The organism is Candidatus Methanoperedens sp., assembly GCA_027460525.1.
In the GTDB taxonomy this organism is placed as follows: Archaea; Halobacteriota; Methanosarcinia; order Methanosarcinales; family Methanoperedenaceae; genus Methanoperedens.
Genome location: JAPZAS010000036.1, coordinates 114,749 through 138,569, shown reverse-complemented (window position 1 = coordinate 138,569; position 23,821 = coordinate 114,749). Strand labels below are relative to the sequence as shown.

Annotated in this window: 34 protein-coding genes; 27 read left to right on the top strand and 7 right to left on the bottom strand. The window is 44.7% G+C overall.

Going from position 1 to position 23,821, the window contains the following annotated elements:
* On the top strand, nucleotides 1-381 hold a 381-nt coding region (locus tag O8C68_13735), incomplete at its 5' end, for a toprim domain-containing protein (GenBank protein ID MCZ7396854.1).
* A gap of 86 nt (nucleotides 382-467) precedes the next feature.
* Here the strand turns inward: O8C68_13735 and O8C68_13730 are convergent.
* Nucleotides 468-1,022: a hypothetical protein gene (locus tag O8C68_13730; GenBank protein MCZ7396853.1), complete on the bottom strand. Its 555-nt coding sequence runs from the start codon at nucleotides 1,020-1,022 to the stop codon at nucleotides 468-470.
* A 436-nt stretch (nucleotides 1,023-1,458) separates the two neighbouring features.
* Between O8C68_13730 and O8C68_13725 the strand changes: the two genes are divergently transcribed.
* From O8C68_13725 to O8C68_13705, 5 genes are all read left to right on the top strand, one after another.
* On the top strand, nucleotides 1,459-1,911 hold the full coding sequence (locus tag O8C68_13725; protein MCZ7396852.1) for a flavodoxin domain-containing protein: 453 nt from the start codon (nucleotides 1,459-1,461) through the stop codon (nucleotides 1,909-1,911).
* A gap of 63 nt (nucleotides 1,912-1,974) precedes the next feature.
* The gene (locus O8C68_13720) at nucleotides 1,975-3,726 is read left to right on the top strand and encodes a 2-oxoacid:acceptor oxidoreductase subunit alpha (protein MCZ7396851.1); all 1,752 of its coding nucleotides are present in this window, start codon (nucleotides 1,975-1,977) and stop codon (nucleotides 3,724-3,726) included.
* Nucleotides 3,719-4,576, top strand: a complete 858-nt coding sequence (locus O8C68_13715) for a thiamine pyrophosphate-dependent enzyme (protein MCZ7396850.1) — start codon at nucleotides 3,719-3,721, stop codon at nucleotides 4,574-4,576. The genes O8C68_13720 and O8C68_13715 overlap by 8 nt, the downstream gene beginning before the upstream one ends.
* A gap of 307 nt (nucleotides 4,577-4,883) precedes the next feature.
* On the top strand, nucleotides 4,884-5,105 hold the full coding sequence (locus O8C68_13710) for a type II toxin-antitoxin system HicB family antitoxin (GenBank protein MCZ7396849.1): 222 nt from the start codon (nucleotides 4,884-4,886) through the stop codon (nucleotides 5,103-5,105).
* Complete coding sequence (locus O8C68_13705; GenBank protein MCZ7396848.1) at nucleotides 5,102-5,335, top strand: type II toxin-antitoxin system HicA family toxin; 234 nt, start codon at nucleotides 5,102-5,104, stop codon at nucleotides 5,333-5,335. The genes O8C68_13710 and O8C68_13705 overlap by 4 nt, the downstream gene beginning before the upstream one ends.
* 4 nt (nucleotides 5,336-5,339) lie before the next feature.
* Here O8C68_13705 and O8C68_13700 read toward each other — a convergent pair whose 3' ends face one another.
* The 4 genes from O8C68_13700 to O8C68_13685 form a co-directional block, all read right to left on the bottom strand.
* Nucleotides 5,340-5,867 (bottom strand): isoprenylcysteine carboxylmethyltransferase family protein, encoded by a 528-nt coding sequence (locus O8C68_13700; GenBank protein ID MCZ7396847.1) that lies wholly within the window; start codon nucleotides 5,865-5,867, stop codon nucleotides 5,340-5,342.
* A gap of 147 nt (nucleotides 5,868-6,014) precedes the next feature.
* On the bottom strand, nucleotides 6,015-6,440 hold the full coding sequence (gene nifU / locus O8C68_13695) for a Fe-S cluster assembly scaffold protein NifU (protein ID MCZ7396846.1): 426 nt from the start codon (nucleotides 6,438-6,440) through the stop codon (nucleotides 6,015-6,017).
* A gap of 2 nt (nucleotides 6,441-6,442) precedes the next feature.
* Complete coding sequence (nifS, locus tag O8C68_13690; GenBank protein ID MCZ7396845.1) at nucleotides 6,443-7,597, bottom strand: cysteine desulfurase NifS; 1,155 nt, start codon at nucleotides 7,595-7,597, stop codon at nucleotides 6,443-6,445.
* 72 nt (nucleotides 7,598-7,669) lie between these two features.
* Nucleotides 7,670-7,852 carry a hypothetical protein gene (locus O8C68_13685; GenBank protein ID MCZ7396844.1) on the bottom strand — a complete coding sequence of 61 codons (183 nt, stop codon included), beginning with the start codon at nucleotides 7,850-7,852 and terminating at the stop codon, nucleotides 7,670-7,672.
* A 258-nt stretch (nucleotides 7,853-8,110) separates the two neighbouring features.
* Between O8C68_13685 and O8C68_13680 the strand changes: the two genes are divergently transcribed.
* The 12 genes from O8C68_13680 (at nucleotide 8,111) to O8C68_13625 (ending at nucleotide 15,483) form a co-directional block, all read left to right on the top strand.
* The gene (locus O8C68_13680) at nucleotides 8,111-8,632 is read left to right on the top strand and encodes a 50S ribosomal protein L16 (protein ID MCZ7396843.1); all 522 of its coding nucleotides are present in this window, start codon (nucleotides 8,111-8,113) and stop codon (nucleotides 8,630-8,632) included.
* Nucleotides 8,633-8,890: 258 nt separating this feature from the next.
* The gene (locus O8C68_13675) at nucleotides 8,891-9,508 is read left to right on the top strand and encodes a translation initiation factor IF-2 subunit beta (protein ID MCZ7396842.1); all 618 of its coding nucleotides are present in this window, start codon (nucleotides 8,891-8,893) and stop codon (nucleotides 9,506-9,508) included.
* Nucleotides 9,509-9,651: 143 nt separating this feature from the next.
* Entirely contained in the window at nucleotides 9,652-10,749 is a 1,098-nt protein-coding gene (locus tag O8C68_13670) for an ABC transporter substrate-binding protein (protein MCZ7396841.1), read from the top strand.
* Nucleotides 10,749-11,555, top strand: a complete 807-nt coding sequence (locus O8C68_13665; GenBank protein ID MCZ7396840.1) for an ABC transporter permease — start codon at nucleotides 10,749-10,751, stop codon at nucleotides 11,553-11,555. The genes O8C68_13670 and O8C68_13665 overlap by 1 nt, the downstream gene beginning before the upstream one ends.
* Complete coding sequence (locus O8C68_13660; GenBank protein MCZ7396839.1) at nucleotides 11,543-12,295, top strand: ABC transporter ATP-binding protein; 753 nt, start codon at nucleotides 11,543-11,545, stop codon at nucleotides 12,293-12,295. Before O8C68_13665 ends, O8C68_13660 begins: the two co-directional genes overlap by 13 nt.
* Before the next feature lie 180 nt (nucleotides 12,296-12,475).
* Nucleotides 12,476-12,658: a hypothetical protein gene (locus O8C68_13655; protein ID MCZ7396838.1), complete on the top strand. Its 183-nt coding sequence runs from the start codon at nucleotides 12,476-12,478 to the stop codon at nucleotides 12,656-12,658.
* A 431-nt stretch (nucleotides 12,659-13,089) separates the two neighbouring features.
* On the top strand, nucleotides 13,090-13,296 hold the full coding sequence (locus tag O8C68_13650; GenBank protein ID MCZ7396837.1) for a hypothetical protein: 207 nt from the start codon (nucleotides 13,090-13,092) through the stop codon (nucleotides 13,294-13,296).
* Nucleotides 13,297-13,368: 72 nt separating this feature from the next.
* Complete coding sequence (locus tag O8C68_13645; protein MCZ7396836.1) at nucleotides 13,369-13,668, top strand: hypothetical protein; 300 nt, start codon at nucleotides 13,369-13,371, stop codon at nucleotides 13,666-13,668.
* Entirely contained in the window at nucleotides 13,665-13,802 is a 138-nt protein-coding gene (locus O8C68_13640) for a hypothetical protein (protein ID MCZ7396835.1), read from the top strand. Before O8C68_13645 ends, O8C68_13640 begins: the two co-directional genes overlap by 4 nt.
* Nucleotides 13,803-13,889: 87 nt before the next feature.
* Entirely contained in the window at nucleotides 13,890-14,099 is a 210-nt protein-coding gene (locus O8C68_13635; GenBank protein MCZ7396834.1) for a hypothetical protein, read from the top strand.
* The gene (locus O8C68_13630) at nucleotides 14,048-14,521 is read left to right on the top strand and encodes a type II toxin-antitoxin system VapC family toxin (protein MCZ7396833.1); all 474 of its coding nucleotides are present in this window, start codon (nucleotides 14,048-14,050) and stop codon (nucleotides 14,519-14,521) included. The genes O8C68_13635 and O8C68_13630 overlap by 52 nt, the downstream gene beginning before the upstream one ends.
* Nucleotides 14,522-14,643: 122 nt before the next feature.
* Complete coding sequence (locus tag O8C68_13625; GenBank protein MCZ7396832.1) at nucleotides 14,644-15,483, top strand: TatD family hydrolase; 840 nt, start codon at nucleotides 14,644-14,646, stop codon at nucleotides 15,481-15,483.
* Between the two features lie 77 nt (nucleotides 15,484-15,560).
* Here the strand turns inward: O8C68_13625 and O8C68_13620 are convergent, their stop codons facing one another.
* Nucleotides 15,561-16,121: a hypothetical protein gene (locus O8C68_13620; protein MCZ7396831.1), complete on the bottom strand. Its 561-nt coding sequence runs from the start codon at nucleotides 16,119-16,121 to the stop codon at nucleotides 15,561-15,563.
* A gap of 81 nt (nucleotides 16,122-16,202) precedes the next feature.
* Here O8C68_13620 and pgk point away from each other — a divergent pair, with 81 nt between their 5' ends.
* The 8 genes from pgk to O8C68_13580 all read left to right on the top strand — a co-directional run bounded on the left by pgk (nucleotide 16,203) and on the right by O8C68_13580 (nucleotide 22,395).
* The gene (gene pgk, locus O8C68_13615) at nucleotides 16,203-17,426 is read left to right on the top strand and encodes a phosphoglycerate kinase (GenBank protein MCZ7396830.1); all 1,224 of its coding nucleotides are present in this window, start codon (nucleotides 16,203-16,205) and stop codon (nucleotides 17,424-17,426) included.
* A complete protein-coding gene (locus O8C68_13610) occupies nucleotides 17,398-18,048 on the top strand; it encodes a hypothetical protein (protein MCZ7396829.1) in 651 nt (216 codons plus the stop codon). The genes pgk and O8C68_13610 overlap by 29 nt, the downstream gene beginning before the upstream one ends.
* A complete protein-coding gene (locus tag O8C68_13605) occupies nucleotides 18,045-19,013 on the top strand; it encodes a lysylphosphatidylglycerol synthase transmembrane domain-containing protein (GenBank protein ID MCZ7396828.1) in 969 nt (322 codons plus the stop codon). The genes O8C68_13610 and O8C68_13605 overlap by 4 nt, the downstream gene beginning before the upstream one ends.
* A gap of 27 nt (nucleotides 19,014-19,040) precedes the next feature.
* Entirely contained in the window at nucleotides 19,041-19,412 is a 372-nt protein-coding gene (locus O8C68_13600; GenBank protein ID MCZ7396827.1) for a DsrE family protein, read from the top strand.
* A 129-nt stretch (nucleotides 19,413-19,541) separates the two neighbouring features.
* The gene (gene cbiM / locus O8C68_13595; GenBank protein MCZ7396826.1) at nucleotides 19,542-20,477 is read left to right on the top strand and encodes a cobalt transporter CbiM; all 936 of its coding nucleotides are present in this window, start codon (nucleotides 19,542-19,544) and stop codon (nucleotides 20,475-20,477) included.
* Between the two features lies 1 nt (nucleotide 20,478).
* Nucleotides 20,479-21,303, top strand: coding sequence for an ATP-binding cassette domain-containing protein (locus tag O8C68_13590; protein ID MCZ7396825.1), 825 nt, complete (start codon nucleotides 20,479-20,481; stop codon nucleotides 21,301-21,303).
* Nucleotide 21,304: 1 nt separating this feature from the next.
* On the top strand, nucleotides 21,305-22,126 hold the full coding sequence (cbiQ, locus tag O8C68_13585) for a cobalt ECF transporter T component CbiQ (protein ID MCZ7396824.1): 822 nt from the start codon (nucleotides 21,305-21,307) through the stop codon (nucleotides 22,124-22,126).
* A gap of 62 nt (nucleotides 22,127-22,188) precedes the next feature.
* On the top strand, nucleotides 22,189-22,395 hold the full coding sequence (locus O8C68_13580; GenBank protein ID MCZ7396823.1) for a hypothetical protein: 207 nt from the start codon (nucleotides 22,189-22,191) through the stop codon (nucleotides 22,393-22,395).
* 2 nt (nucleotides 22,396-22,397) lie between these two features.
* On the opposite strand, the gene ilvE is transcribed toward O8C68_13580, so the two are convergent.
* Nucleotides 22,398-23,270: a branched-chain-amino-acid transaminase gene (ilvE, locus tag O8C68_13575; GenBank protein MCZ7396822.1), complete on the bottom strand. Its 873-nt coding sequence runs from the start codon at nucleotides 23,268-23,270 to the stop codon at nucleotides 22,398-22,400.
* A 146-nt stretch (nucleotides 23,271-23,416) separates the two neighbouring features.
* Between ilvE and O8C68_13570 the strand changes: the two genes are divergently transcribed.
* A complete protein-coding gene (locus O8C68_13570; GenBank protein ID MCZ7396821.1) occupies nucleotides 23,417-23,791 on the top strand; it encodes a transcriptional regulator protein in 375 nt (124 codons plus the stop codon).
* The last annotated feature ends 30 nt before the right edge of the window (nucleotides 23,792-23,821 follow it).

Below are 23,821 nucleotides of genomic sequence, written 5' to 3'. Positions count from 1 at the left end.
GAGATAGTAATTTCGGAACTTCAAACACTGGCTGACAGCGGGGCTATTATAGTTGTGGAGGGACGTAGAGATGCGGAATCCCTGCGCTTCCTGGGAATAAAAGGCGAGATTAAGTTTGCCTCGCGCCAGCCCATGCTTGAATTCACAGAATTGCTGTCCAAAAGCGGAAAAGAGATTGTTTTATTGACAGACTGGGACAAAAAAGGCGGTATTGTGGCACGGAAGATAATACAACATCTTCTAACGTACGGTATTATGCCGAATACGGATATCCGTTCAAGGATACGAGTTTTAGTGAAAAAAAGGATTAAGGATGTTGAAAGTCTTAATAACTATGTTAATAAGCTGAGGTATGAAGTCCATGGGATAACCAAATTTTAACCTGATTTTTCCCATTTTAGGAGTAACGAGTTTATAAAAAATTAAGGAGGGATTTGCTCCCTCTCAAACTTATTGTGGGAGGTGATTTAGTTTATGTGGATCTTATCCATCCCGGTGCCAGGCATATACATGAAGCCGAAATTCATGGTGATGGGATCAATGCCAATATTATCGCCTTTGTAGTCATTGTCCCCAAGGACACTAGTTATGGTCAGTGTATTCATGCCTTCCTTGCCGTTGAAGTTCAGTTTGTCATTTCCTGCATCATCCGTATATACCACCATTTCATTGCCCTTACTGCCCTCGATGTGGTATTTCTGGTCCCCTGGTGCATCCGTTATGGTTGCTGTAAGACTATTTCCTGCCCCTTCTGGCGACATAAGATCAATATTAAGGTCGCTTGCGGTCATTGCAGCAGATGGATCGCCCGCTGCATATGCAGTTCCATCGACTGTGTATGGGCACGATCCCCCTGCCAAAACACCAACACCGTTAGTGATATCTATCGTATTGAGACCTACATCACATGTTACTTTTACCTCCACTGGTTTTGGCGGTTTTGCCTCTGCTGCGACCATAAATGCAGAAGCCACTACTATTCCTGCCAGCATTAATACTGCCAGCTTTTTATCTATTTTCATATCATTTACTCCTATAGTTTATCCTTTTACAAGGCTCGCCTGTGGCTTGCCCTGTGCCATAGCGCATCACATTTTGCGCCTGATGCATTTACCACACCACCAACTGCAGGCAAATCCCCATGCATCTCGGATTTTTTAATGTGTGGTTTTAATTAAAGAGATTTGGCAGAAAGGATATCCCATTCTTAACAATCTCCTCGGCCACTCACTTTTATTGCGGGTACCACCATTAACGTTGTGTAACCCCACATACGCTATTTTACTAATTGTGCTCACTATATATAAAACCTTCTAAATTATAACGGATATTTATTATAATGCGCATGTTTTTTATAAGCTTTTATAATTTTATACTTAAAGTTCAAGAGACATTGTATGTTCACGAATCATAAACTATATTGCTCATAGCATACAATTTTTATCTGGAGATGGTTGGATGAGCAATAAAAAGAAAATCCTGATAGCATATGCCTCCAGGACAGGGAATACCGAAAAACTCGCACAGGCAATAGCAGACGGTGTTAAAAAAGTGGAGGGGATAGCAGTCGAGATAAGAAGGGCAAAGGATGTCAAACCGGGTGAAGCAATATCAGCCGATGGATATGCCTTCGGGTCTCATTCTGCCTTTGAATACATGGCTGGCGAGATTAAAACGCTTTTCGAGGAGCTCTACTATGTAAGAGATAAGGTGAGTGGAAAACCTGTCCTGCTTTTCACAACCGGTATGGGCGGGCAGGTGGCTGCGCTTGAATCCATGGATAAGGTAGTGGGTGTGTTCAATCCGCGCTGGATTAAACCTGGCGTGGCTGTGGAAGGGGCGCCGCGGGAAGCAGACAGTGCAAAGGCAATGGATATGGGGAAAAAACTGGCAGTAGCTGTGAAGAAATAGCGGTCATAAGTTATTAAATAGTCCTGCAACAAAGGTATGTATATCCTTGAATGAGTTGATATCATGGAAAAAAACAGATTGACATGGAAAATCGGCGGAAAAGCTGGAGAGGGCATCATGGCAACCGGCATTATTTTCTCCCAGTCATGCTCACGCGGGGGTTTGCATGTATTCGACATCAATGAATATCCTTCTCTAATAAAAGGCGGGCATAATACGGTGCAGGTGAGAGTGGAAGACCGGGAGATATTTTCACAGGTTAAAGGCGTTGATGTCCTGATAGCCCTCAACAAAGAAACAATATTCCTGCACAAGGATGAGATAACGACAGGGGGAGGGATAATATACGACAGCGCTGAGATTATCGAGAGGAAGGAACTCAGGGAAGACATCCGCCTTTATCCAGTGCCATTCGGCGGCATCATCAAAGAAATCGGGGCGCAGCCGATAATGAAAAATAATCTTGCCCTCGGCGCATCGATTGCCCTTATTGATTACGATTTTGAGATTCTTGCAAGTGTTATCAGGGATATGTTCCAAAGGAAAGGGGATAAGATAATCAATGAAAACATCAGTGCAGCCAAAGCCGGTTTTGATTATGTGAAAAAGAATTTTCCAGACGATTTTAACTGTAAACTTGAGACAATAGGAAAACCCGGGCGAATGCTGCTTACAGGCAACGATGCCATCTGCATGGGCGCAATCAAGGCAGGATGCAAGTTCTATTCCGCCTATCCCATGACACCGGCGTCTTCCATACTGCATTTCATGGCAGCACAAGAGCGGCGGTTCAATATCGTGGTGAAGCACACCGAGGATGAGATTTCAGCCATAAACATGGCAATCGGTGCGGGATTTGCGGGCGTAAGAGCTATGTGCGGCACCTCAGGGGGAGGGTTCTGCCTCATGTCCGAAGGCTACGGGCTCGCTGGAATGATCGAAATACCAGTTGTTATAATCATGGCAATGCGCCCTGGTCCAAGCACAGGTATGCCTACGTGGTCGGAGCAGGGAGACTTCAAATTCGTGCTCAGCGCCTCTCAGGGTGATTTCCCGCGCCCTGTGCTTGTGCCGGGTAATAACGAGGAATGTTTTTATCTGACTGCGGAAGCCTTCAACATCGCAGAGAAATACCAGACCCCGGTTATTGTCCTGACTGACAAGTACCTTGCAGAGAGCCACAAGACCACGGAGAAATTCGATGCAGGCAGGATAACCATAGACCGCGGACTTTATGCTCAGTCTTCGGAGCTTGCTGCGTCTCCCGAGGCAACTTTTTTTAAGAGATATAAATTCACTGAAAACGGCATATCCCCAAGAACCATCCCTGGCACGAAAAAAGGGCTCTACACAGCCACAAGCGATGATCACGATGAGGAAGGTAACATCTCAGAAGAGATAGAGGATAGGATAAACATGATGCAAAAAAGGATGAGGAAGCTGGATGCGCTTGCAAAAGAACTCAAACATCCGGATTTGATCGGACCAAAAGATGCAACAGTAACGATAATAGCCGCAGGCTCAACAAAAGGTCCCATAAAAGAGGCTATGATGCTGCTGGAAAAAGAAGGCGTAAAGTCGAATTACCTGCAGATATTATATTTAAATCCTTTCCCTTCAGAAAAAGTCTCAAAGGTAATTGATTCGGCTAAAAAGACAGTTGTAGTGGAGAATAATTTCACAGGGCAGCTTGCCGATATCATCAGGGAAAAAACAGGCAAAAGCGTGGACAAGAAAATTCTGAAATACGATGGACGTCCGTTCTATCCCGAAGAAATCCACAGCGCGATAAAGGAGGTGGTGTCGCATGGTTAGGATGATTGATATCAATACGATAGGTAAGCCCAACTGGTGCCCCGGATGCGGGGATTTCGGCATTCTCCTTGCACTGAAAGGGGCAGTCGTTGAGCTCAATATCGAGCCTGAGAATATCGTTATAGTCTCCGGCATCGGATGCTCTGGCAAGGTGCCCCACTGGATAAGAACATACGGCTTGCACGGCATCCACGGAAGGGCTTTGCCAGTGGCAGCAGCCACCAAACTCTCCAATCATGAACTTACCGTGTTCGCGGTAGGGGGGGACGGCGACGGCTACGGCATCGGCATGTGCCATTTCATACATGCGATGCGAAGGAACATTGATATGACGTATATCGTGCACAACAACATGATATACGGGCTTACCACTGGTCAGGTCTCTCCAACGAGCGAGAAGGGAATGAAGACCAAGTCAACGCCTTCTGGCGTAATAGAAGTGCCTGTGAACCCGATTGCTCTTGCGATATCTACGGGCGCTACGTTCGTGGCGCGTAGTTTTGCGGGTGATGTGAAGCATCTCCAGAAGACCATCGTAAACGCAGTGAAGCACAGGGGTTTCTCGCTCGTGGATGTGTTCCAGCCATGCGTTTCGTTTAACTTTGTCAATACATACGACTGGTACAAGCAGAGGATATACGATCTGGAAACCGTGGGGCACAATCCTGAGGATAGGATGGCTGCTTTCGTGAAGTCGCAGGAATGGGGCGAGAAAATACCTATCGGCGTGTTTTATAAGGTGCTTTCGCCCACGTATGAGGATGAACTGCCGCAGATAAAGGAGATGCCGCTTGTGAAGCAGGGGATTGATAAGGTGGATATAAGCGGGCTTATGGAGGATTTTGTGTGAAGTTCAATAATTCAGTGGGAAAAGTTTGGGAATTCTCTTTCCACACTCGACATACTCTTCCCCAAACCTCGCCCTCAAGTCCTCCTCCTCGGCATCAGCAATGTGCGAGAGCACAAGCGCAAGCACGAACGAATAAACGGCGCCGAGCAGCGAACCCGCAAACAGCGCAAGCCCGAAAGCGCCGATAACCCCGCCGATTTACGGCGCGCATATGACTCACTTGGATATATAGTTCATTTTTTACGGCTGAAATAAGTATAAGACAAATCAATACCTATAAATCAATTGAAAATTACCGAGGTTCCAAATGCCCACACTAACCGCATACATCGAAAAAGATCCGGAAACAGGCTTATATGTGGCTATAGTTCCTGGAATTCCCGGCGCCCATACTCAGGCAGTGACTCTCGATGAGCTTCAGGAGAACCTGAAAGAGGTTCTTGAGCTATGCCTTGAAGAACTGGAGCCTGAGACCAAACAACATTTACCTCAATTTGTCGGAATACAGCAAGTTGAGGTGGGTGCTTGAGCGGGCTTCGGATAATTGATGCCAGAAAAATGGAGAAGTTGCTGCTTAAACTGGGTTTTCAGAAGGTGCGCCAGAAAGGAAGTCATGTGTTTTACAGGCATCCAGATGGAAGAACCACCAGCGTACCGCATCATCCCGGAAGAGATTTAGCACGTCCATTAATAAAAGAAATTTTAAGGGAGATAGAACTTAGTGTTGATGAATACAATGAGTATTTGAAAAAATTGTGAAAACTCATTGCATCTTATTTCTCCGAACGCGCGGCAAGAGCTTTGGAACCTTTCCCACATACCCAACATACTCTTCCCCAAACCTCGCCCTCAGCTCCTCCTCCTCAGCATCCGCGATATGCGACAGCACAAGCGCCAGCACGAACGAATAAACGGCGCCGAGCAGCGAACCTGCAAACAGCGCAAGTCCGAGCGCGCCGATGACCCCGCCGAGGTACATGGGATGGCGGACGTACTTAAAAGGACCGGCAGCTGCCAATTTATTCCCCGGGACAAAAACCGCTTTTCTCAGCGAATACATGCCCCAGAAAATAATGAATAGCCCGAGAGCAAATAATAGAATCCCAGAAGCTCTTAATAAAAAGTGAACCGGATTGAAGTCTTTTGAAATAAGCCAAAAATAAAGAATTATATTAGTTGAAACGATGAAAACATGAAGCGAAACCCAGAATACCTTTGAGATTGGGGTGAAGCCGGAAAATCCTATTGACTTTCTGTATTTGAGCGCTATTATGTGGTAGGTGACAACCATATACGAGGTTATCAGAATGAATTCAAAATATAGATTCATAAAAATTTAACATCTAACTCGATACGAACTCAAAATGAACTCGAACTTTTCAACCTGAGTTCGTACAAGTTCGTACCAGTTCGCTGTTTATATTGCTTAATCACGCATTCATCCGTGGTGTTCATCTTCGGTTTCTATTTTCGGAAGCTCCATCTTCTTCCCGGTTTTTTCAAGATAATCCTTTATTGCTGCATGCAGTCCATCGGCAGCGAGGTTGGAGCAGTGCATCTTTATAGGAGGAAGTCCTTCGAGCGCATCTGCAACGTCATTTCTGTTGATTTTAAGCGCCTCCTCAAGAGTCTTGCCCTTCGCCATCTCGGTAATCATGCTGCTCGTGGCAATGGCAGCGCCGCAGCCGAATGTCTTGAACTTGACATCCTCGAGCCTGTCATCCTTCACTTTTATGTAAATCCACATCAGATCGCCGCACACAGGATTACCTACTTTTCCAATCCCGTCTGCATCCTTTATCTCGCCAACATTTCTCGGGTTGGCAAAATGCTCCATCACTTTTTCGCTGTAACCATCTGTCATGTTTACCTCGCTAAGGGAGACATCATCCTGAACTTGTTCACGATTTCAGGCAGTACCGAAACCACGTAATCCACATCCTCCTGCATATTTTCATGCCCGAGGGTCAATCTGAGAGAACCGTGCGCTTCTTCAGGCTTTAAACCTATTGCCAGAAGCACATGCGATGGCTCAAGGGAAGTGGATGAACATGCTGAGCCCGTTGAAGCCGAGACGCCTTTCATATCGAGGTTCAATATCATGGATTCGCCTTCTATGTAGCTGAACCTGAAATTTGCATTATTGGGAAGGCGTCTTGTTGGATGCCCGTTGAGATAAGATTCCTTGATTTCAAGGATTCCTTTGATAAGCCTGTCTCGCAGTGCTGCTATTTTCATTTCATCGGGGAGGCGCTGCTTTGCAAGTTCGCAGGCTTTTCCAAATCCCACAATCCCAGGTACATTTTCTGTGCTTGAGCGCAGGTTTCTCTCATGCCCCCCGCCGTGCAACTGGGCTTCTATTAAAGTCCCCTTCCTGATATAAAGCACACCTACGCCTTTTGGTCCGTATATTTTATGGGCGCTCATGGAGAGAAGGGAGACGCCGAGGGCATCCACATTCACGGGAATTTTTCCTGCTGTCTGGACTGCATCTGTATGAAAAGGAATGTTCTTTTCTCTTGCAATTTTTCCAATCTCCTCTATTGGCTGGATTGTTCCGATCTCGTTATTGGCATGCATGATTGTTATCAATATCGTCGCCGGCGTTATTGCTTTCTCAACATCCGCAGGATTCACAAGCCCATCCCTGCTCACCGGAAGATAGGTGATCTTGAATCCCTGCGCTTCAAGGTATTTGCAGGTGTGCAGAACAGCGTGGTGCTCTATCGAGCTTGTGATGATGTGGTCACCCTTTTTCCTGTTCTTGAATGCGAGCCCTTTTATAGCAAGGTTGTCTGATTCGGTGCCGCTGCCTGTGAATATAATCTCCTCTTTCTTTGCGCCTATAAGATCCGCGACTTTCTGCCTTGCTTCCTCTATTGCCCTTCTTGCCTCCCTTCCGATGCTGTATAAACTTGAGGGATTGCCGAATTTTTCTGAAAAATATGGAAGCATGGCTTCCCTGACCAAAGGATCAACAGCGGTCGTTGAGCTGTGATCCATATAAACTTGACTTGCCATAGTTGATGGTATGTCTCATCATTAGAATATACTTAACGATAGACGTATGTTCCAGAGGAAATAAAGGTTGTTTTATGTTTTTGCCGGTTTTCTCTCGATTACTTTTACCCAGTGACCAGGACTTACCTCAGCGAGAACAGCAACATTGGGCGCAAGTTCATCAAAATAGATTGATTCATCACCCAGAGGGTGAATATCGCCGCCGCATACCGGGCATTTGTCAGAATATGTTTTTCTTTTCTTAAGCGCAGGCATAAACCTCTCTACTATATCACGAATGCCCAGACCCTACATTGGATAAACTGAGCAAATCCCATAAATCTCAATTATCAGACCCGCTATATATACCTGATATTTCCAGGGAAATGATCACGAAAAGTTAGTATAACTACGAATAATAAAATTAACGAAAATTTGAACTTTATACCTTGTTTCAATAAAGCTTATAAACCCAAAAGTCATGTGGGATTCAAACCTTTTAACACGCAATTCCAATTATCGGAGGATTACTTAATGGCAAGAAAACCAGCAAGAATGTACAGGAATATAACCCAGCGCTCGTACACAAGGCGCGAATACATGGGCGGTGTCCCTGGAAGCAAAATCGTAACGTATGACATGGGAAACTTAAAAGATGAATTCCCGGTGCACATTTCCATCAGAGCAAAAGAAGCATGCCAGATACGGCATAGCGCACTTGAAGCCGCCCGCATATCTGCTAACAGGATATTGCTTGAAGCTCTAGGGCTGCCCAATTACCATCTGAAAATCAGGGTTTTCCCGCATCAAGTCCTGAGGGAGAATAAACAGGCAACAGGAGCAGGTGCAGACCGAGTTTCGCAGGGAATGCGCCTGGCGTTTGGAAAGGCTGTGGGCACAGCAGCACGGGTGAGCGCGGGTCAAAAATTAATGACAGTGCAAATCAACCCTGCAAGTTTCAAACTGGCAAAAAAATCACTTTTATCAGCAGGGCACAAACTCCCGACTCCTATCAGTGTGGTAGTGGAGAAGGGGCAGGAATTGATCTTAACTTGAAGTCATGAAAAACTTTGAGAAAGTTTTATCAAAAGAAGGGTATGCTTTGCATATCCTATACCTCATAAAGCGAGGTGTCGCTAAAACTTTAGGAAAGTTTTATCAAAAACCTTTTAGAAAGGTTTATCAAGGAACTTTGGGAAAGTTCCATCAAACGACGGGTATGGCACGCCATACCCGGACACGCCCTCCCGAGGCGTGTCTCGGGACAGGTATGCGAAGCATACCTGAACACCGGATAAAGCGAGGTGTCGCTTTATGAACGACTACCTTGCAAACCTTGACAGGGCACAGAAACAATTGCCTGAAATCAAAGGTTCAGGAGAGCGATTCGTTGTACCTGAGCCGAAATTGCTCACAGAGGGAAAAACAACCGTACTTGAAAATTTTGCCGGCATAGCCGACAGATTAAATCGCGAACCTGAGCATATCTTCAAATTCCTCCTGCGGGAATTGGGTACGGCAGGTAAAATAGACGGCTCAAGGGCGATATTCCAGAAAAGATTCACCACAGACGCCATTTCTGAACTCATTAATGCCTATGTCAAGGAATATGTAATATGCTCGGAATGCGGACGTCCTGATACCCATCTGATTAAAAGCGAGAGGATTCTGACCCTGCGGTGCGATGCATGCGGTGCGCACAGACCTGTAACAAAGCGCCGTGCAGTTGTCATAAAAGAAGAAGCGCTGACGGAAGGTGAATCCTACGAGGTCAGGATAGATGCCGTTGGAAGTAAAGGAGACGGGATTGCTAAGAAAGATAAATATACAATTTATGTGCCGAATGCTGCTAAAGGTGATGTAGTTAAAATAAAAATCAAAAAAATTACAGGTAATCTGGCTTTTGCTGAATTTTTGGAGAAAATCTCTTAAAATCTATTTCACATGTTCTCCAGGCGCAATCTTAAACCCATTCCATCACCGTGCCCCGTTTATCATGCTGTTAATACCTTGTGCACTATCATCCCAGCAAAAAATACGGAACCATTAAATATTTTTAGACACGATAACACATCATGAAAAATTCGTGGATATTCTTATTTGCAGTAATTCTGATTGCACTTGCGGCAGGCTGCTTAAAAGCCGGTGAAAAAGCCCCCGAGCAACCCATTAATCTTGTGAGAATGGGCGGGCAGGATATGGTGCAGCGATTGGGGACTGGTGAGATTTCAGGCTTCATAATGTGGGAGCCCTATCCATCAATCGCCATAACTAAAGGATACGGCAAACCACTGTTATACTCAGGTGATATCTGGAAAGAACATCCATGCTGCGTAATCGCATACAATTACAACTGGCATAAGAACACGAAGAATGCTGATGAAATACTCAAACGCGTAGCACTTATGCAGCTAAAATCAGTAGATTATATCAATAAGGCAAAGAAGAGCGACTCGCCAGACCATGAAGACCTGATAAACTTTACAATGGAATTCGGAGGTCTCACAGACCGGAAAACTGCGAACATGAGTATTCAAGACGTTGAATTCGTATACAGCAATGATATTCCAGGGTCGGCGACTTTTATCAAGCAGATACAGGATTTTGGTATCTTCGACCCTGCAAAATGGAATCAATCGGGGTATAAGAACTCCTCGGATTATGCAAACTCACTGATAACCAACCAGTATGTTGATTGGGCTGTGCAGAATAAGGATGCCAACCTCAGCGATGTAACACTGAAGGAACCTGTAATTATCCACTACGGCTACCTTATCAATGACATCCATGAGCTTCCTTTCTATGTGGCATGGAAAAAGGGCTGGTATAAGGAAGTCGGAATAAACATCACCTTAGCCGAAGGTACTCCCTTCCAGAACGGTGCATTCGAAATGCAGAAAGGTTTCAAAGCAGGCACCGTGGACATTGGAAGTCTCGGCATCCCTCCTGTGATCATCCACAGGATAAACAGCAATGATTTCACCATAGATGATGCGCGTGTTGGAGTGATAGCTGGCATGAACGACGAGGGTTCTGTTATCGTGGTCGCCAATAACATAACCTCTCTGAAAGACTTAAGGGGCAAGACCGTTGGATTCCCGGGACCTGGAACAATCCAGCATGTGCTTTTCCTTATGGCTGCGGATAAAGAAGGACTGAAGGTCAGCTACTGATGAAAGCCGGTTATGTGAGAAAAGGATTACTCATCAATATCCTTTCTCTAATCGGTTTTGTGCTATTATGGCACGTTCTGGTGATACTGGCAAGGAATGATATTTTCAATATCCCTTTCATGCGATTGAGGGATGTTCCCACGCCGCTTGAGACATGGGATGCGCTTTCGGGTTCGCTGTTCACCCGTCTTTACGGCCCTGCGCTTACCTACGGAATCGTCGATCATACAAAAGCAAGCCTTATGCGTGTCCTGCAGGGTGGCATTGTTGCATTTATCATAGGAGTGCCTGTGGGTATCGCTGTGGGATATTCACGGATAATCGGCAGTATCCTCAACCCTGTTATCGAAATCGTGCGAAACATGCCTCCCATGGCATGGATACCGCTTGCCATATTCATCCTTATCACCGGAGGCTCGATATTCATTGTGTTTATCGGCATGGTTTTTCCCATTATTCTGAACACAATCTACGGGGTAAAATCCACAGACTCTCGTTTAATCGACGCAGCAAAGACACTCGGCGCCTCTGAATCACAGACAGTGGCGAAGGTGGTTGTACCTTCGGCTTTTCCTTCCATAATAGCGGGTCTGCGAATCGGATTGGGAGTGGGCTGGATGGCGATAGTCGCAGCCGAGATGGTTATCAGGAGCCCTGTGGGTTTAGGTTATTTTATCTGGAACATGGGCGACCTCGGGCGGTATGCCGAAATGGTGGCTGGCATGATAGTGATAGGGGTCATCGGGTACATAATGAATATCAGCATACTTCTTTTGCAAAAGAGGTTCGTAAAATGGGAAGATTAGTCCTGCACGGCGTAACCAAGAAATTCAACGATTTTCTTGCGGTTTCTGATGTAAATCTTGAAGTTGCTGACGGTGAGTTTGTGTGCCTTCTTGGTCCGAGCGGGTGCGGAAAAACCACGCTCCTGCGCCTGGCTGCCGGGCTTGATTCGCCGACAGGTGGGGAACTCCTGCTTGATGGGAAAAGGATAGAGGGCGTAAATAAGGAGTGCGGTTTTGTGTTCCAGGAATATGTACTGTTCCCTTGGAGGACTGTGAAAGGAAATATCGAGTTCGGACCTGAAGTGAAAGGGGTGCGGAAAGAGGAACGTGAGCGGATTTCAAGATATTATATCGAACTTGTGGGATTGAGCGGGTTTGAGAGCCATTATCCGCATGAATTGTCGGGAGGGATGAAGCAGAGAGTTGGAATAGCAAGGGCATATGCAAATAACCCCAAGCTATTGTTGATGGATGAACCATTCGGCGCACTGGATGCGCAGACAAGAAATCTCATGCAGGCTGAGCTTCTGAGGATCTGGGAGAAAGAGCACAAGAGCGCGCTTTTTGTAACGCACAGCGTGGATGAGGCGGTTTATCTTGCAGACAGGATTGCCGTGATGACAGCAAGACCCGGGACTGTGAAGGAAGTTTTTGATGTCACTTTACCAAGACCGAGGGTGAGAACGAGCCTTGAATCTAATATTGTCAGGGATAGAGTGTTGAGGTCGCTGGGCAGTGAGATAGCGCAGGCGATGAAATAGCCTTAAATCTTTGTGTTCTTTGCGCCGCGAGCATGAGGAGTGAAGGAGGCGGCGAGGTAGCTAAAATAATGGGATAACAGTCCTTTATGAACGATATGCATATTTACATCGGGTTTTTAATAAACTGCATTATTTATACGTGAAAAACAATAGAACATGTGAAAGTGATTTAACAGGAATATGAGCAACATAGAAGAAGGCAAGCGATGGTTGAATCTTGAGATAACCGACCTCCCGATAGAACCACTGTGCTATACGGAAAAAAAATTTGAAGAAATGGAAAGAAAAGGGACTCCATTCGTGAATGAAATTCTTAAAGGTAAATTACTCTACTCTGCAAAGGATGGTGTTGCGGTTGGATAATAATATCAAAAATCAGAAAAAATGTGAGATTATCGAAGAGACAAAAGAAAAATTAGATATTAGAGAGCGGGACTTAAAAAATTTGGAAAGGATTAAAAAAGGGCTTTGGAAAAAATAAAAACTGAAGTTGTAACATGGCACGCACAAAATCCAAAAGTTTCTTCTAACACGAATATAAAAATACTGTTTAAATTTTTGGATAATAATCAGAAAAATAACGAACTTGAAAATTATGTCAGAAAATAACAATACCGAGGAGTTCCTGCAAAAACTCGCGCCCTGCATCGAGCGAGGCGAGCTTGAGAAGTGCGTGTAGGAGGAGGCGCGAGTGGCGCGGGAGATGGGGGAAACTGATGGTTTGGGATGAATGTTAGAATGTCTATCTCATCTTCCAAGTTTATATAACACTGCAAGAACATTAGGTAATTTAAATGAGCGAAATGATCATACAAGTTCCGAAAGAAATTCCAGTATCCAATCTAAAAAGAAAAATCGATGAGCTGGTAAAAGAAGAGGAAATAAGATGGGCTTTGTTTGAGAAATGCATTGAAGAGCTTTCATTGAGTGAGAAAGATATGGAAGAACTGGAAATAGCAAGAGAAGAGGCATGGAAAGAGACAAAGAAAAAATACGGCTAATTGAAATATGGGTTTTAAGAACAATTTGCATTTAATCTGCCAAGGAGCCCAAAATATTAACGAGGTTATGTTATGTCGTATGTAAAAATCCACCGCAATGTCTTTGCGCCAATAGAGGATTTAATCAAAATTGGTTTATATAAAAATGAGCAGGAAGCTATATCTGCGCTTGTCCATGACCAAGCCATGTTCAAAGTAGAACATTATAGTAAGAAGATAAAAGAAATGGAAAAGAAATATAACATGGCTTTTTCTGATTTTGAAGCTAAAATTAAGAGAACCGCCAATAAAGAGAATTTTGAAGAATGGGATGACTACATCCTCTGGAAAAGTTACGTTAAAGCGCTTCAGTACTGGAGCAAAATGGCATGACTGTATCGCATATTATAACGATACTTTCAGCATGCGATTTTATTGATGATTTAAAAATCATAGAAATCAATATTGAACCCCCGGTTCAGTCAATTAAAGCAAGGGTGCGATGGAGGCGGGGGTTGTGGCAGTAGTTGCAGAAGAAAGCTGCATCAAAAATGATTAATTCCTGTAACGATAGTTATAAGAAAGAACAATACTAAGAACTGTTAGAGGAAATAATGCAAAATTTACAGGAAATCGAAGAGCATCTGGAACATATAAGTGAAGAGCTTTCAAAAATCAAGAAAATAACTATTGACCTTAAAGTTGTGGATAAAATAAAGGCGGAAAGAGCTTGGAACGATCTTATGGATGCGTCCAGACAAATTTCTATGGAATGGAAAGGCCTTACCGCATTAGAGGAAATTCAAAGCCAGAGAGAAAAATAATGGTAGCTCGTATAACTATAGATAGTTCAGTTATAGTTGCCGCTCTTCATGAAAAAGAAGTAAAACACAAAGAATGCAAGAGTTTATTTGAAAAAGTTAAGAATGGCGAATATTTAGCCATCGAGCCATTTATCGTTTTGGTAGAAGTTGTTGCTGCAATAAAAAGAAGGACAGGTTCTTCCCGTCTTGCAGAGAGAGTTAAAACTGACTTATGCAATATAGATTCAATAGTTTTTATGGAGGTTGTGTCTTATAGAGCGCATGAGGCTGCTGATATAGCAAAAGAAATTGGGGTCAGGGGAATGGATGCAATAGTCATCCAGATAGCCAGAGAGTTCAATGTGCCGCTGGTGAGTCTGGATAGTGAGATGCTTGAGCGATCAAAATCAATAATCAGGATAAAAGAAGTTGAAGATTGGTAATAAGGTAATGTCCGATAATAACAAAACCGAGGAGTTCCTCCAAAAACTCGCGCCCTGCATCGAGCGCGGCAAGCTTGAGGCGTACGTGGAGGAGGCGGCGCGGGTGGCGAGGGAATAAAATAATGACCCTCCCCATCCTCGACAACCACATGCACCTCAACCCCTCCGGCAGATGCCTCGATGCCATCCGCGAATTCGCGCGAGCCGGGGGAACGCATATCATGCTCGTCTCGCTCCCGCCCTGGTCGCTTGGCATTGAGATAAATGCGCCCGAGGACTACAGGCAGGTTTTTGATAAAGTCCTGAAAATTGCGCGGCGCGCCGAAGAGGCGGAAAAAGTAAAAGTGTTCGTTGTGCTGGGCGTGCACCCTGCCGAACTGACCAAATATTATGGAAGACTTGGACTTGCGCGCGCTGTTGAGCTGATGAAAGGCGGGCTTGAAATTGCCTCCGAATATGTGAGAGAAGGCAAAGCTGTGGGATTGAAATCCGGGCGCCCCCACTATGAGGTGGAGCCAAAACTTTGGGATGCCTCCAATGACATCATGCGCCGCAGTTTCGAGCTTGCAAAGGATGCGGGCTGTGCTGTGCAACTGCATACCGAGAGCGCCACCGAAGAAGGGCTGGCTGAAATAGCGGGAATTGCCAGAGATGCGGGATTACTTCCTGAGAAAGTAATCAAGCACTTTGCGCCGCCGATGGTGAAAATCTGTGAGAAAATCGGTATTTTTCCAAGCGTGCTTGCAGGTGAAGAAGCTATTCTGAAAGCCCTCGGCGAAGGCGCGCGCTTCATGATGGAAACGGATTACATCGACGACCTCAAAAGACCAGGTTCGGTGCTTGGACCCAAGACCGTTCCGAAGAGGACAAAACAACTTATACCAGAATGGGGCGAGGAGGTGTTCTGGAAAATCCACAAAGAGAATCCTGAAAAAGTGTATGGTGTGGAAATTAACATTTAACATGCAATCTTCATCAGTAATAAGCGCTGGGGCAAGCCCCAGACCCCACAGAAGCGCCGCCTTGCGGCGGGGTTTAATCATGGTATTACTGTTATTTTCTGGTTCTGGATATTTGGGTACTCTCTGATAGAAAACGTATAGGTTCCTGTCCGGTTAAACGTGTAATCAAAGCGCTCGGTCTGGTAGCGCATAAGCCCCGTCCTCCCGCTCCACAGCCCTTCATTGCTTACTATAGTAAGAGGATAATCATAGCTGTCGTCATTTATCCATCTGACGCTGTCTCCCACCCGAATGGTAAAATTCAGTATATCAAAACTCGGCGCCAGGTCATAAGAAGAATTCCCTCTAATCGCCCTTGCTATGTAAAATCCAAAATCGCTGTCCACCCAGATCCTATACATGATAGGTTCCAGCGAAGGAGTTGAGATAGGCACCGGGGTAGATGTTGGTGATAAGGTTGGAAATACGGTAGGCTGCGAGGTCTGTGTTGCGGTTGGAATTGCTGTTGGAGTTGCTGTTGGTGCAGGAGTTCCAACCGGGGGCTGAACACAGCCCAGAAAAAAAGACATAACAATGAACATCAGGATTAATTTATTAATTTTCATGCACCACACCAGTATTAATATGGCATTGTTCATAAATAACCCTATCGATGCTGGTGTAAAGAAAATTCTTCCGTTATTTATATAGCTATCCTCTTAGAATTAAATCCACTCTATATGATTCGGGATTATCTTACCATCGATGACATAGACCCCAAGGGAAAAACGGTTCTATGCAGGCTTGATTTAAACTCGCCCATGGATCCAAAAGGGATCATCCTTGATGACAGCAGATTCAGAAGCCACCTTACAACCCTCAAGGAGCTTGAAGATTCAAAAGTAGTGATTCTATCCCACCAGAGCCGTCCAGGTAAAAGCGATTTTACCACCATGGAGCCGCATTCAAAACTATTATCGAAATTAATGCGCCGAGGCATTGATTACGTCGATGACATTTTCGGTTCCCATGCCATTAATTCTATCAAGAAAATGAGTACGGGCGACATCATCCTGCTTGAGAATACACGGTTTTATTCTGAAGAATCCCTTGAACGCACGCCTAAAGAACATACCAGAACCCACCTGGTGCAGCGTCTGTCGCGAGTTTGCGATATTTTCATGAACGATGCCTTTTCTGTTTCCCACAGGTCGCATCTTTCGGTAACAGGATTTACGGAGGTATTGCCCAGCATTGCAGGCAGGGTGATGGAAAAAGAAATAGACTCGCTGAACAAAGGATTATCCTGCGGCGAGCGCCCGTGCATCTATGTTCTCGGCGGCACGAAGGTGGACGATTCAATCAAGGTCACAAAAAACGTGCTGGAAAAGGGCTGCGCAGACAGAGTTCTGGTCACAGGCGTCGTTGCCAATGTGTTTCTTGCTGCAAAAGGCGTGAAGATTGGAAACGCGAATATGAGCTTTATTGAAAAACAGGGCTATTTACCCCAGATAGATATCGCCCGTGAATTACTTTCGCGTTTTGGTGAACATATCGGGCTGCCCCTTGATGTGGCATTGAACAAAAATGATGAGCGGGTGGAAGAGAAAGTCCGCAACTTGGACACCGAATTACCCATACACGATATCGGCATCGAGACGATGGTAAAATTCTCCAAAGAAATCAGCAGCGCAAAGACTGTAATAATGAACGGACCTGCGGGGGTGTTTGAAAAAGAGGCTTTTGCACTGGGGACGCATGAACTCATAAAAGCCGGGACAAAATCAGGATTTTCGGTCATAGGTGGCGGGCATATTGCAGCCGCAGCTCTGCAGCTCGACATTTCCAGTAAATTCTCCCATGTGAGCACAGGAGGCGGAGCATGCATTGATTTTCTGGCAGGTGAAAAACTCCCGGGGATAGAGGCGCTAAAGGATGCGGCTTGGAGATTCAGACAAAAATAGCTCGGCAGGTTTTGATTTCACAGGCAGCATGAACCTGCTTGTGAAAGATATTGTTAAAACCCATCCTGCTTTCACCCACATAATTCCCGATAATACCCTCATAGTCATATCCCTTTCAAACGGAAGCAGGAACGGCGTTGTAGCAAAACTTCGACCCATGCGCTTTGCGGGGGGCTCAAAAACAAAATTAATTCGCGGGATAGAATATTCAGCACCCGAGGTAAATATTAACGGGAACAATATTCTGTATATCGTATATTTTCATTTACCGCGTTTCATGAATCATGGGAAATATCAAACCAAACTTTCGACTGTATTGCATGAATTATACCATATCTCTCCTTTATTTAACGGGGACATAAGGCGCTTTCCGGGTAAGAATTATGCCCATGGAAATTCACGCAAGAACTATGATGAGCTAATAAAAGTCTATGCCGATGAATACATTAGCTCAACGAATCGTGCTGATTTAAGCGCATTTCTAAAATATAAGTATTCTGAATTAAGGCGGAAATACGGCGCTATCTACGGTGATATGATTCGCATTCCCCGTTCAAAACTTGTGAAAAAGTTCCGATGCAAAGCATTTAATCCCAAAAGATGTATTACGTCTTCGGAATGAAAAAAACCGGGACATTAATTCAAATAATTATCGGTATATCCATTGTTATTTTTATTTTGTATAAACTTAACATAAACGAGGTGATATCGAGTCTGGGGAAAACAGATCCTTTCTTTTTCATCCTGGCTTATATATCCTATTTCTGCCTCAATCTGGTTCTGGCCACCCGCCTGCGCTATTTATTGGGCAGAATAGGCTATCGGATTAAATTTCCGACTGTATTCCTTTCGCACATGGGAGGAATGATTGTTGGTGACATCACCCCTGGAAGGAGCGGATATTTTTTAACACCCTCAATCCTGAAAAAAAATGCAGGAACCAGAATAACCGATGGAATGGCATGCATTTTTGCACCACAGGCTATTGAATTTATTCTAAAAGTTGGCGGGGCGGTCGCGGCGATTTTTTATATCTCTAAACTTTCAGGTATCAATAAGGATTTGCTAACTTCTGCCTTGCTTGGCATTATTTTTCTACTGATTGTAGGGATTGTAATGCTGATTATTTCATGGCAGAACGAAAGTGTGACGATAAAATTTTTTCGTAGACTGCCCTTTTTCAACAAATTCGCAGAAAACCTTTCTTCTTTCAAAGAACGAAGTATCCAGATTAAGGGCAGCATTAATGCCATTTTAATCTTGTATATGATTGGATGGATTTTTGCAGGTTTGCAGTGGTTTTATATTGGTAAAGCCCTGGGAATTCCGCTTTCTTTTTTTGCTTTCTTTTTGCTGCATCCATTGATCACTATATTGATGTTCGTGCCAGTGTCACCAGCAGGTCTCGGACTGATGGAAGCAGGAGGAATCGGAATCTTTTTATTATTAAAAATTGCTCCAGAATCCGCATTAGCCTTTTTTATTCTAGTGAGGGTCAATATATTGTTGGTTGACGTAATAGGTTTAAAAACAGTAGTAACTGCATCCAAGGAAATGGGTATGAACTACATACGAGAGATAAGTTAATTATCTATTATTTAAGATATAACAATTATGGCTGCAAATAAAGTCTCAAAAGTACTCCTGTTTCTAAAAAACATGGTATATGAGAGCACAAGCCCGATGGAAATCCTGCGCTTTGCAAAATACTACCGCAAAACAGGACTGGACGTAGTGGTGGTTCTCTGGGGTCCCATGGGCGTCATCCTTGGAAAAAAAGGGAAGCGTGGAACGCCTCCGTATGATGAACGTGTCAGGGAATGCATAGACCTGGGGGTTAAATTCAAGTGCTGCGAGCTGGCATCTGCGATGATAGGTTTTGAGAAGGATGAACTGATCGAGGGCGTGGAAATGATACAATCCTATGAAGTGGCTGACCTTATGCTGCAGTACTGCAATGATGGGCAGCTTGTGATAACACTCTGAATGTGCCACAATCTACATATACTATAAAGATTTATTATGCGCTTGGAGTATTACGAAATTATAAATTAGTAATACTTTATAAGCAATATTTAAAAATTATTAATAAATATTAGTTTAGGAGGTATAAAATTGCACATTCCTGACGGGTACATCCCGCTATCACAGGCTGCAGTGTACTGGATAATAGCCATAATTTTCATCGCCCGGTCAGTAAAATGGGCGCGTAACGACATGAACGAGAACATGATACCGCTCTTCGGAGTGCTTGCGGCAGGGATGTTCGTACTTCAAACCATTAACATCGCAGCCAACCTGCTCATACCAATACCCATGCTTGGAGGCGTAAGCTGGCATGTGGTTGGAGCAGCGCTCACAGCAATAATATTCGCAAGTCCCTGGGCGGCAGTCCTGCTGATGACACTTGTGCTCGCGGTGCAGTCCCTCTTCGGGGACGGAGGGGTAACTGCTATGGGGGCGAATATAATGAACATGGGAATTATTGGGGGCTTCCTTGGATACTACAGCTTCATAGGTCTTTCCAAGCTGTCTGTAAAGCGGCCTGTTGCTCTGTTCGCAGGTGGGTGGCTCAGTATGATTTTGCCCGCAATCGCACTCGCATTCGAGCTATGGTTTGCCGGCACATTCCCGCTAAAGAAGGGCATGCTCCTCATGGGCACATTCCAGGGCGTGGCAGGGATAGGGGAAGGCATAATAACCGTCATCGTGTTCGGCGCCATAACAAGGGCAAGACCTGATATAGTTGCAGAGGATGCCCACAGGAAGGTCAGTACCATTAAAGTGGCTGCAGCAGGCATTGTTGCAGTATTAGGACTTGCTCTGGCAGCGCCGTTTCTGGCATCAAGCAACCCCGATGGTCTCCAACAGACCGCCAGCATTGTCATAAAAAATGGGATAAACAGCATGATAGCCCCAATAACACCTCTATTCCCGAATTACTCCATACCTGGTATGGGACTGGAGGGAAGAGTGGCTGCTGTGGTAATCGGATTTACCGCGATAATTTTATTATGGCTGGGTGCTGCAAAGCTCCTGAAAAGGGTATAATATGAACATAATCGAAACTCTTGACCTTACCCATATCTATCGGGGAAAAATCAAAGCACTGGATAGCATCAACTTCGAAACAAAACCAGGTGAGCGGATTGCCATAATCGGAGCGAACGGTGCAGGGAAATCCACACTGTTCAAGCACTTCAACGGGATACTTAAACCAACAAGCGGCGATGTTCTGATTAAAGGTGAATCCATAAGCAGCAAAAACATCCTGGATGTTCGCAAAACCGTAGGTCTGGTATTCCAGGACCCTGATGACCAGATATTTGCTCCCACGGTCAAACAGGACGTGGCTTTCGGTCCTATGAATCTGGGCTTAAGCCCAGAGGAAATAGAAAAGCGTGTGCGCGAGTCGCTTGAAACCGTGAGGCTCACAGGCTTTGAGGAAAGGGCACCGCACCACCTCAGCACAGGTGAGAAAAAGAAGGTTGCAATAGCAGGCATACTGGCGATGCAGCCCGAGGTTCTTGTGCTGGATGAACCCACAGCAGGACTTGACCCCGGAGGGGCAATGCGCTTCATCAACCTCATAAACGAGATGAACAGGTACCTCGGGATAACAACAATAATCGCAACCCACGAAGTGGACATAGTACCATTGCTTGCAGATAGGGTATGCATCATGTCCATGGGCAGAATCATAGGTGAGGGCACGCCGCTTGAGATATTCTCCTCTCCCGAACTGATTAAGAAAACCCACCTGCGTTTGCCTATTGTGGCACAGCTCCTGGAGATGCTGCAGGAGGAGGGCGTAAATGTCGGCGTGAAATTCACCCTTGAAGAGGCAAGGGATGAGCTGCTGAAGGTAGTGAAATAAAATGCACATCTCCCTCACCGAACTTGAGCGCGAAGCCTACAGGAAATCCCCTATACACAATATAGACGGAAGGATTAAAATCTTCATCACTCTTGCAATTATAGTATATGCAGTCGCTCTTCCGCGCATGGATACGCTTGATTTTGCAAAACTCACTGCACTTCTGGCTTATCTTGTTATTCTCATGCTGCTTGCTCAACTTGAGTTCTCCTATCTTGTTCTCAGGTTCGCCATTGCACTTCCCTTCGGCTTTGGTATTGCGGTTCTCCAGCCATTTCTAAGGCAGCCGTTTATATCAAATTTTACAGTGCTGCATACCTTTCCATTAGGAATTGAGGTGACCCGTGAAGGCGTGCTTTTTGGCGCCATTCTACTCGCAAAATTCCTGGTATGCATAAGCGCGGTGATACTTCTCTCCTCAACAACATCCATGAGCGAACTTGTGTCCTCGGCACGGCGCCTTGGCTTGCCAAAGGAACTTGCGCTGCTCTTTACCATGATGGTGCGCTATCTTTTTGTTTTCTGGCACATGCTCGGGCGGATAAGGACAGCGCAAAAAACGAGGTGTTTTGATATCTGGAACAGAAAAGTATCGAGAAAATGGACACTTGAACAGATTGGCTATACAATCAGTTCCTTATTTGTCCGCTCGTACGAGCAGGGTGAGCGGACATACCAGAGCATGCTCTGCCGTGGTTACAGCGCGGACGCGCACGTGTATGTGGAAAAGAAAAAGATAAGCATCTCCGACGTTTTTTTTCTTGCGATTACAATTGTCATCATAGCTTGGTCTCAAGTCAGTTTGAACTCACATTTTTTTTAGCGGTTTTAAGTCTTCAGTAACATTGAAATACCATCATATACTTATTCTAAAGGAGGTGAACCATGGTGGAAAGAAAATATGTAATAGAATCCCGGAGATACAAAGCAGACGATGGTAAAATGGCATTCGATAGCTGGGTCACAAGCTCAAAGGTCATAGAAGTAAAACACAATGAGCAGTATCTGGTGTTTTATCCGCTTGAGGGAGAATATGCAGGAAAGAAACACTATATACCGTTCTCAAATATTCACATCGTCAGGGAACTTTAGTACTAAATAATGACCGTGCCTTCGGTTTTTGTTAATTCCTTGAAGGCAGACATTAACTTTTTTGTAATGTTGCCTGGCATTCCGTCTGCGATTAAACGTCCGTCTATTTTTGTTATCGGGGCTATTTCAGCGGCTGTACCTGTCACAAAAACCTCATCAGCAGTATAAATATCGAACAAACCGATATTGGTCTCTGATACTTCTATCCCATCCCTGCGGGCAAGCTCTATTGCAGCAGCCCTTGTTATTCCGCGAAGGTTATTGAGCGTGGGCGGGGTGATAATCCTGTTGTTCTTTACCACAAAAATATTGTCCCCCGAACCTTCCGAGATATTGCCATGCACATCGAATATAATTGCCTCGTCTCCCCCTTTTGCATTTGCTTCGATCTTAGCCAGGATGTTGTTAAGGTAATTCAATGATTTTATGTTCGGGGGCAGAGCCTCTGGCGCATTTCTTCTTATTCCCACGGTAACGGCAGTAAGACCTTTTTCATACAGGTCGCCGTACATTGCGCCCCACTCCTGCGTGATGATGAAAACATTGGGCTTGGGGCATTTTCTGGGGTCAAGACCGAGGTCGCCGTCTCCCCGGGTAACAATTGGACGGATGTAAGCGTCCTTCAGGTTGTTTTTCTTGAGCGTTTCTAGAATAGCCTTCTTCATCTCTTCTTTTGAGAGAGGAATTTTCAGGTCTATCGCTTTTGCAGAATCGTACATCCGCTCAAGATGCTCATCCAGCCTGAATACCCTGCCGTTGTATGCCCTGATACCTTCAAAAACGCCATCGCCATATAAGAAACCGTGATCATAGATGGAAGTCCTTGCCTCATGTTTTGGCACAAATCTGCCGTTGAAATAGATTAATAGCTCCATGTAAATCCCAGTCACATAGGGAAACCCATAGATATATGCGTTTTGATGCTCTCTCTTTCATTATTATAATGACTTTTCTTTTTAAGATTTTATTAAAACGTAAGATTTATATTTAATGAATACATTTAAAGCAGAAGGGTGAAAATATGAAAAGTCTTTCAGTTAATGTTCTTGACAAGGCGGATGAAGAGTTCGCTGATACTCTTATTGAGTTGGGATTGAAAAGAAATGTGGCAAAAGTACTTACTTATCTGAAAAATGTTAAAGATGTTACTTCCCGGGACCTTGAAATGGGCTCTGATTTGAGGCAGCCTGAGGTCAGTATCGCGATGCGGGAACTGGAAGAGCTTGGATGGATTTCTGAGAGGGAGGAGAAAAAGCCGGGAAAAGGCAGACCCTATAAGATATATCAGCTCAAGACCAGTATTGATTCAATCATAGAACATCTTGAAAACCAGAAGAAAAAGGAATCACAGGCCATGATGGCAAGCATCAAACGCCTGAAAGAGCTGACAAAATAACCTGATAGCAGGAGTGGGGGATAAGCGTAT

What these genes read in the sequence shown, in the direction of transcription:
- O8C68_13650 (MCZ7396837.1), top strand. Translation starts at nt 13,090, where the DNA reads ATGAGCGAAATGATCATACAAGTTCCGAAAGAAATTCCAGTATCCAAT.
- O8C68_13660 (MCZ7396839.1), top strand. Translation starts at nt 11,543, where the DNA reads ATGGGAAGATTAGTCCTGCACGGCGTAACCAAGAAATTCAACGATTTT.
- O8C68_13605 (MCZ7396828.1), top strand. Translation starts at nt 18,045, where the DNA reads ATGAAAAAAACCGGGACATTAATTCAAATAATTATCGGTATATCCATT.
- O8C68_13610 (MCZ7396829.1), top strand. Translation starts at nt 17,398, where the DNA reads ATGCGGCTTGGAGATTCAGACAAAAATAGCTCGGCAGGTTTTGATTTC.
- ilvE (MCZ7396822.1), bottom strand. Translation starts at nt 23,270, where the DNA reads ATGGAGCTATTAATCTATTTCAACGGCAGATTTGTGCCAAAACATGAG.
- O8C68_13730 (MCZ7396853.1), bottom strand. Translation starts at nt 1,022, where the DNA reads ATGAAAATAGATAAAAAGCTGGCAGTATTAATGCTGGCAGGAATAGTA.
- O8C68_13670 (MCZ7396841.1), top strand. Translation starts at nt 9,652, where the DNA reads ATGAAAAATTCGTGGATATTCTTATTTGCAGTAATTCTGATTGCACTT.
- O8C68_13725 (MCZ7396852.1), top strand. Translation starts at nt 1,459, where the DNA reads ATGAGCAATAAAAAGAAAATCCTGATAGCATATGCCTCCAGGACAGGG.
- O8C68_13645 (MCZ7396836.1), top strand. Translation starts at nt 13,369, where the DNA reads ATGTCGTATGTAAAAATCCACCGCAATGTCTTTGCGCCAATAGAGGAT.
- O8C68_13655 (MCZ7396838.1), top strand. Translation starts at nt 12,476, where the DNA reads ATGAGCAACATAGAAGAAGGCAAGCGATGGTTGAATCTTGAGATAACC.
- O8C68_13620 (MCZ7396831.1), bottom strand. Translation starts at nt 16,121, where the DNA reads ATGAACAATGCCATATTAATACTGGTGTGGTGCATGAAAATTAATAAA.
- nifS (MCZ7396845.1), bottom strand. Translation starts at nt 7,597, where the DNA reads ATGGCAAGTCAAGTTTATATGGATCACAGCTCAACGACCGCTGTTGAT.
- O8C68_13590 (MCZ7396825.1), top strand. Translation starts at nt 20,479, where the DNA reads ATGAACATAATCGAAACTCTTGACCTTACCCATATCTATCGGGGAAAA.
- O8C68_13640 (MCZ7396835.1), top strand. Translation starts at nt 13,665, where the DNA reads ATGACTGTATCGCATATTATAACGATACTTTCAGCATGCGATTTTATT.
- O8C68_13720 (MCZ7396851.1), top strand. Translation starts at nt 1,975, where the DNA reads ATGGAAAAAAACAGATTGACATGGAAAATCGGCGGAAAAGCTGGAGAG.
- O8C68_13700 (MCZ7396847.1), bottom strand. Translation starts at nt 5,867, where the DNA reads ATGGTTGTCACCTACCACATAATAGCGCTCAAATACAGAAAGTCAATA.
- nifU (MCZ7396846.1), bottom strand. Translation starts at nt 6,440, where the DNA reads ATGACAGATGGTTACAGCGAAAAAGTGATGGAGCATTTTGCCAACCCG.
- O8C68_13675 (MCZ7396842.1), top strand. Translation starts at nt 8,891, where the DNA reads ATGAACGACTACCTTGCAAACCTTGACAGGGCACAGAAACAATTGCCT.
- O8C68_13665 (MCZ7396840.1), top strand. Translation starts at nt 10,749, where the DNA reads ATGAAAGCCGGTTATGTGAGAAAAGGATTACTCATCAATATCCTTTCT.
- pgk (MCZ7396830.1), top strand. Translation starts at nt 16,203, where the DNA reads ATGATTCGGGATTATCTTACCATCGATGACATAGACCCCAAGGGAAAA.
- O8C68_13685 (MCZ7396844.1), bottom strand. Translation starts at nt 7,852, where the DNA reads ATGCCTGCGCTTAAGAAAAGAAAAACATATTCTGACAAATGCCCGGTA.
- O8C68_13580 (MCZ7396823.1), top strand. Translation starts at nt 22,189, where the DNA reads ATGGTGGAAAGAAAATATGTAATAGAATCCCGGAGATACAAAGCAGAC.
- O8C68_13710 (MCZ7396849.1), top strand. Translation starts at nt 4,884, where the DNA reads ATGCCCACACTAACCGCATACATCGAAAAAGATCCGGAAACAGGCTTA.
- O8C68_13635 (MCZ7396834.1), top strand. Translation starts at nt 13,890, where the DNA reads ATGCAAAATTTACAGGAAATCGAAGAGCATCTGGAACATATAAGTGAA.
- O8C68_13570 (MCZ7396821.1), top strand. Translation starts at nt 23,417, where the DNA reads ATGAAAAGTCTTTCAGTTAATGTTCTTGACAAGGCGGATGAAGAGTTC.
- O8C68_13630 (MCZ7396833.1), top strand. Translation starts at nt 14,048, where the DNA reads ATGGAAAGGCCTTACCGCATTAGAGGAAATTCAAAGCCAGAGAGAAAA.
- O8C68_13600 (MCZ7396827.1), top strand. Translation starts at nt 19,041, where the DNA reads ATGGCTGCAAATAAAGTCTCAAAAGTACTCCTGTTTCTAAAAAACATG.
- O8C68_13715 (MCZ7396850.1), top strand. Translation starts at nt 3,719, where the DNA reads ATGGTTAGGATGATTGATATCAATACGATAGGTAAGCCCAACTGGTGC.
- cbiQ (MCZ7396824.1), top strand. Translation starts at nt 21,305, where the DNA reads ATGCACATCTCCCTCACCGAACTTGAGCGCGAAGCCTACAGGAAATCC.
- O8C68_13625 (MCZ7396832.1), top strand. Translation starts at nt 14,644, where the DNA reads ATGACCCTCCCCATCCTCGACAACCACATGCACCTCAACCCCTCCGGC.
- O8C68_13680 (MCZ7396843.1), top strand. Translation starts at nt 8,111, where the DNA reads ATGGCAAGAAAACCAGCAAGAATGTACAGGAATATAACCCAGCGCTCG.